General features: G+C 34.6%; 1 protein-coding gene. It reads right to left on the bottom strand.

Annotated elements, in window-relative coordinates; all coding sequences use genetic code 11:
* Positions 1 to 359 precede the first annotated feature (359 nt).
* Positions 360 to 1,709 carry a glycosyltransferase gene (locus JX312_RS13050; protein WP_204458357.1) on the bottom strand — a complete coding sequence of 450 codons (1,350 nt, stop codon included), beginning with the start codon at positions 1,707 to 1,709 and terminating at the stop codon, positions 360 to 362.
* Between the last annotated feature and the right edge of the window lie 111 nt (positions 1,710 to 1,820).

Below are 1,820 nucleotides of genomic sequence, written 5' to 3'. Positions count from 1 at the left end.
AGCCAGCACAAATAGCAAATTGCCATCCAACTCTTGACCTCGAATTTGATTAACACTTTTTAAGAGACACTAGTGACCGGAACCAATCTCAATAAGATTGGGAAACATTCCATCAAACTGCACATTGGATCCGATGAAACACTTCCCATTGATTTTAACCCCACCAAGTTTCAGCATTCTCCTGCGAAATGACGGCATTACCAAAGATTGTCTTGAAACAACCATACATATTTTTGACCAGATACGCTTTATATTATATGGCGGCTTAGGAATCAGATACTTTTCGTTCATATTATCCTTAACAATGTCTATTTTTAATTTTGCAAGCGATCCGATTAAACACGAAAACGCATTTAGCTTTATTTATATAAATCCAAAATTATTTCAGCATGAGATGCAAGAGAGAAATTCCAATCAGATATCATTATTTCCTGATTATACTCGATAAGTTTATGCGGATCGGTAATGTACATTTTCATAAGTTGCTTCAATTCTGATGTAGAATGGAAGATACAGTCCGATTTATACGAAGCAACAATATCCTTGGCACCTACATGATCAGACACAATAGCCGGAATACCGTGTGATAAAGCTTCAAGAGTCACCAAACTGAAAGTTTCATACCACACTGAAGGAACAACAATACAATCAAGACCATACAATATATCCGATATTATAGAATAATCATATGGCGGCATGTATTCTATCGTACTACAATCAGAATCAATACCTGATGACGTACCGCCGTAAACAATAACCTTGAAGTTTCTTATTCCCTCATCATAAAGTTCTGTAGCGACTTTTTTCAGAATAGGAAAACCTTTATATTTGTTAAGATTTCCAATAAAACCGAATTTAATGTCTTTTCTTGGTGAAAGAAAGTGTCTTTTATCATTTATTCCTTTTGTTATTACCGGTATGGTCTCACCGGAAGCCTCTGGTATAAACCGCTTGAATACATCTTTTGTTTGGGAACTGTTAAAATGAAATTTATCAACAAGTTTAAAATAACTTTGATAATATTCCAACAAATGACGATAATCGTTTATAATAGATTTATCTATCTTATGGTCAGATATATTTGACGATATTACAGACAAACGAGATATAGACCTCGGTTTTTTATAAATCCGAGATCCAGTCACTCTCTTTAAAATATGAAACAATGAAGAATTTGCCAATCTCAAGAATAGGTCAGAGGGTTCATTGACATTACATGCAGCACATTTCTCATCATTTATTTCACAGCATAACTGCCCATTGTTATCAATAAAATTATAACGAGGGCACAATCCGTGGAAATCATGGGTGGTATATATTATTTTAACTCCAAGACTCTTTATGAATCCGACAATATCTTTATGAATACCCATAAGGGTATGTAAATGCATGACATCGATTTTATTATCCAGAATGAAGTCACGGATGTTTCCATAATCAATGTTTACATCCCTGTACTGATTTGATGGATTCTTAATACCATATATCAATGTAGGTGTCAATGGATTGGTAAGGGAATATACGTCCACATTGCCTTGTTTCCCCTTCTTTCTGATTTTACATTTATTGGTGCGAAATAAAGTATCTCCACAAGTTAAGGCAACTACATCTACGCTTTTAGACTGCTCCATCATCAAGTCGTACGCATATTGCACACTACCACCATGTCTCTGGGGAGGCAAACCTATGACATAATGCAGTATTGTCATCTCAAAACAATTTCTAAGAAGTTATTAAACAAGTGGTTCACTTATCAACATTTTGACAAGACAGCAAATCAAACCAAAGTCTCCCTATATTCTCAATATTAAACCTTTTGG

The organism is Barnesiella sp. CU968 (assembly GCF_905219685.1).
GTDB classification, from domain to species: Bacteria; Bacteroidota; Bacteroidia; order Bacteroidales; family Muribaculaceae; genus Lepagella; species Lepagella muris_A.
The sequence above is the reverse complement of the archived record's forward strand: the minus strand, read 5'-3'. Positions and strand labels throughout refer to the sequence as shown.

What these genes read in the sequence shown, in the direction of transcription:
- JX312_RS13050 (WP_204458357.1), bottom strand. Translation starts at nt 1,709, where the DNA reads ATGACAATACTGCATTATGTCATAGGTTTGCCTCCCCAGAGACATGGT.